The organism is Aquicoccus sp. (assembly GCF_041686535.1).
Taxonomy (GTDB): domain Bacteria; phylum Pseudomonadota; class Alphaproteobacteria; order Rhodobacterales; family Rhodobacteraceae; genus Aquicoccus.
Map to the genome: position 1 here is coordinate 1 of NZ_JAWLDS010000154.1, position 4467 is coordinate 4467.

Annotated in this window: 3 protein-coding genes and 1 pseudogene; 3 read left to right on the plus strand and 1 reads right to left on the minus strand. The window is 63.7% G+C overall.

The window, feature by feature from the left end; translation table 11 throughout:
• Positions 1 to 788: cyclase family protein (locus ACESL9_RS17100; RefSeq protein WP_372675309.1), on the minus strand; the 788-nt coding region annotated here is incomplete at its 3' end.
• Between the two features lie 217 nt (positions 789 to 1005).
• On the opposite strand from ACESL9_RS17100, the gene ACESL9_RS17105 reads away from it, so the two are divergent.
• From ACESL9_RS17105 to ACESL9_RS17115, 3 genes and pseudogenes are all read left to right on the plus strand, one after another.
• Positions 1006 to 2085 carry a hypothetical protein gene (locus ACESL9_RS17105; protein ID WP_372613504.1) on the plus strand — a complete coding sequence of 360 codons (1080 nt, stop codon included), beginning with the start codon at positions 1006 to 1008 and terminating at the stop codon, positions 2083 to 2085.
• Between the two features lie 66 nt (positions 2086 to 2151).
• The gene (locus tag ACESL9_RS17110) at positions 2152 to 3306 is read left to right on the plus strand and encodes a hypothetical protein (RefSeq protein WP_372613502.1); all 1155 of its coding nucleotides are present in this window, start codon (positions 2152 to 2154) and stop codon (positions 3304 to 3306) included.
• 50 nt (positions 3307 to 3356) lie between these two features.
• Positions 3357 to 4467, plus strand: a pseudogene (locus ACESL9_RS17115) (AAA family ATPase); the annotation flags it as partial.

The window sequence follows — 4467 nt, forward strand, 5'->3', positions numbered from 1 at the left end:
CCGGTGCCGCCGCGATGCTTGGGCGCGCCGATCACGAGGGTCGCGCCCGCGGCGGGCAGCTTGTCGAGATTGGCGACACATTCGATCCCGAACCGCCCGGTGGGCAGCCACGCGTAATGGGCGGCGAAATCGGGCGACGGTCCGTGATCGAGCGACAGCGTATCCACCGCGATCGACATCGCGCCGGTTTCTTCCATCAGCATGGTCGCGGCCTCGACATGGAAGCCCGGGAAATGCATCACCTCCCCGTCGGAATTGCGGAAACCGTCGCCATTCACCTTCGGCCCCCAGCCTGAATGCATCGCCACGCAGGCATTGTCCGGTATCTCGCCGTGGGCAGCGATCCATTCGGTGATGTCATCGGGTGTCACCTGCGCATCGGGGTCGTCTTCGGCGCGGGCGGCGATGTCGATGATGCAGAGCGGCGCAACCAGTTGCTCGATCGGGATTTCATCGACCGACGCCCCGTCCTCGGAGAAATGCAGCGGCGCATCGACATGGGTGCCGGTGTGTTCGTTGACGGTGAATTGCTTGAGATTGAAGCTGTGTTCGGCGTAATTGAAAAGCTGTTCCTCGGAATATTGCGGATCACCGAAGAAGGTCGGAAAATCGCGGTGCAGCGTGTGGGTCATGTCGGTCGGCCCCGATCCGTGACCCGAGGCCAGCGCCGGGGTCGCGGCGCCCGTGCCGATGGCGGCGGCGGCCCCGGCCATGGCCGCCCCCCGGAACAGATCCCGCCGCGAGAGCATTTTGCGTTTGACGGCATTCATCACGCAGATATCGCACATGGTTTTCACTCCATTTTTCCCTGTTGAGGCGTTCAGCCTAGCATGGAATGCGAGTCGCGCCAGACAGGTTTGATCGGGGCGATGCCGAAACCGCCTTTCCCCTTTCTTTTGGACGTTGCTTTTGCGACACTTCGGGCAATTCAGAAGGCAGGTGGATGTAAACTGCATTAACATTCCCCATATCCTCATCAGGCGATTGACCGGAAGGGAGCACGCGATGGCGAATTTCGAAGAACAGGTTCAGGAGTCGCAAAAGCAGGTGGCCGAGGCGCAGGCCAAGATTTCTGAACTCACCGGCCGGATCGAGAGCGCGCGCCAGAAGATGAACACCGGCGAGGATATCGCCATCGACATCGAGAATGCGACGCTCGACGAGGTACATGCCCATACCGAGTTGATGAACGCGAATATCGCGGAACTGATCATGGGGCTGGATGACGTGACGGCGGCGTTTTCCAGGGATTTCGACGAGATGCGGTCGAAAACCGGCTGGGAGAGCTTTGTCGGTATCTTTTCGCCGGCCAAGTCCGACTCGATGCGCCAGGAGCGGATGCGCACGGCGAGCATCGACGACAAGTTGCAGGACCTGATCGCGAAATCCGACGTGATCACCCGGCTGTTACAGAGCCAGCTTGACGAGTTGACCAAGCAGAAGGAACAGGTCGAGGCCAACCTTTCCGAAACGCTGGACGACCGCGAAGCGACGGTGGGCGCGCTTGAATCCCTGCGCACCGAGATCAAGGCGATGGACCCGAAGATCATCGAGTTGGAAAACAAGATCGCGGTGGAACAGGACGCGACGGCGCGCACGCGGCTGGAAACCGAGCTGGCCGCGCTCAACGCGAAATACAACGAGATGGTGCAGGACGAGCAGGTCAAGCTCGCCAAGAGCCAGACGCTGGAGCGCTATATCGAGAAGGGCAAGACCTGGATCGACAGCCTGCAGAACCAGGCCGCGACGCAGATGGTTCTGATCAACAAGTTGCAGACCGATACGAAACAGCGCGTGGTGCTTTACGATGCGCTGTCAAAGTCGCTGAAGACCGCGCAGCAGCAGGACGTGGCCCACCGGATCAACGAGATCGGGGTGGAGACCGACAAGGAGGCGCAAAGCTCGATGGCGGCGATCGGGGCGGCGACCAACCAGCGGATGGCCGACATGATGGAGGCGCATGAGGGGCACATGGTATTCGCACGCGAGGTGCTGGAGGCCAAGGCCAAGGCGGACGAGCGCTTCACCCGGCGGTTCCAGAAGATCGTCGAGAAACACGACAAGAACCTCTACGGGGCGGAATGACGCGCCGGTCCGCCCATGGCGGGTGCCGCTCCCGGACGGCTGGAATGACGGGGCTGGATAGAGCCAATGCCGGAATCTGACATCACCGACGGCCGCGATGCGATCACCGGGGACCGCGATCACGTGGGGCTTGACGACACGTTCGCCAGCCGCCGCTATTTCGCCAAGTTCCGGACGATCACGACGCATCTGGCGCGGGTGGCCGCGCAGATGCGCGCCGAGGGCGATCTGAATGATACCGAGGTGAAGATCCTCACCCGCCATGTCGCGGCGCTGGGCTATAGCTTCCGGGCGCTGTCGATGAAATACCTCATGGCGGGGCGGGACACGGGACGGTTTTTCGGGATGCTGGAGATGGACCGGGTGGAAAGCGGTTTCCCGGTCTTCAACGAACTGCTCGTGATGGCCAATGACGCGGCGCAGGCGGCGCGGCATCTTGAGAACATGCCGACGCCCGAGGCGCTCAAGGACGAGATGCTGCGCAAGATCCTTGGCGAGCGCGAGATCCCCACCAAGCTGCAATTCGCACTGTCGCAGCGGCTATATTACGAGGAGCTGCTACGCGGCGATCTTTTCTGGGCCCGCAACGATCCGCAGGTGGCATGGCTGGGAGATCTGGACGGGCGGCGGCGTTACCTGCTGCATTGGGCGGTCTATGACAGCATGGTCAACCTGCCCACGATCTACCTGATGGAGGTCGAGGATTCGGGACGCCGGGCGTTGCCCAAGGACGAGCGCCGCTGGCCCGAGGTTCAGGCGCACCTGATGGGGCAATCGGTGGGGGGGCTGAAGCTCGTCACCATCGCGCGGGGCTTTGACGCGGATTTTGACGACCTGCACCCCAAACGGCTGCGCCGGTTCCACCTTGGGCCGATGTACAGCCATGCCTATACGCAGCAAAGCGGCCCGTTGCGCGAGGTCTTGCGCGATGCGCGCGCGCCCGAGGGGCAGGACTGGGCGCTGGCCTGGACGGTCGAGGTGTTGGAGAGCGAGCGGGTGAGCGAGGAACGCGCAGGCTGGTTCTCGACGGTGGAGCGGGAGGTCTTTGCACTCGATCCGTTCTCGGGGCGCGGGGTGGATACCGGGGCGACCCGGACAGAACGCGCGATCATCCTGCCGCAACGGCCCTACCAGGTGCTGGAGGAGCGTCGGCCGCCGGGGTTTTCGGGTGTGCGCAAGTTCGTGGTCGGCGCCGGGGGGCGGGTGTTGAGCTATCGCTAGGAGCGGGTTTGAGTATTTTTGGCAAGATGAAGCATGGGCGTGAGTGAAAGATGAGCCGGACAAGCGACCAGATGGAGCTGCGGGAAGAGGATATCCGCAAGCATTACCCGGCGGCGGCGGCGCTTCTCGCGGGGTTCGATCACACGCCGCGGATCGGCAGGGGCAAGGAGGCGCCCGCGGAAGAGCGTTCGGCCGGGATCGGCACGCGGCGGCGGTTTCGCACCACCACGCCGGGGCTGGTGACGCGCTCGACCGCGCGGCCCGAGGGGGTGCAGCTCATCTCGCGGATCGAGGCGGCGGATGGCGATGACCCGCTGGTCAGCCCGGCACAGGCGAGCGTGATGGGGGCGTTGCGGCGGGCGCTTGCGATCGCGCTGGCGCTGGCCGAGACCTATGGCGCGCAGGTGGGGCTGGCCGAGTTGAAGCGCGCGAACCTTGAAGGCGCGTTGCCCGCCGATCGCAAGACCGCGTTTTCGGAGCTCCTGAGTGCCGAGGCGCTGATCACGCTGCATGTCTTTGCCAATGCCACCGCGTTCCTCTTGTCGCCGCACCTGGGCGAGGTCAGCGTCGAGGTGGGCGAGGTCGAGGAGGTGTTGACCGACAATGGCCAACTGGCGCTGCACGGTGCGCTGTGGGAGTTGGACCAAGATATCGCCGCCTTCGCGGGTGACGATGCGCGGCTGGTGGCGACGGTCTGCGCCTTTGCCGAGCAGTTGATGGAGAAGGTCGCGCTGCGCGCGCAGAACGCGGCGCGGCTGGAGCCGTTCACCGATGCAGCGTGGAAGGTCGAGGCCGACGATTTCCAGATCCGCGGCTTCACGCCTGCGCGGACGGCGAAAGGCTCGGTCCTGACGATGACCTTCAAGGCACCGCACGAGGTGGTGGGCAACCATATCGCCAAGCACCAGGCCCTGCGGCTTTCGAAGATGCTGATGGCCTATGATTTCGAGCGGCGGCTGAACCCCTTTGCCGAACTGGGCGGGTTCATCTTCACCTTCATGGGCGATGGTGCGCCGGGCACGGGCAAGACCACGCTCATCCAGATGATGGCGGGCCTGCTCAAGGGGTATTGCGACAACGCGGGCTACCCTTTCCGATACCAGAATTTCGGAATCGACAATATCGACAGCTACCAGGGCAAGTCCGGGCAGAATGCCAAGG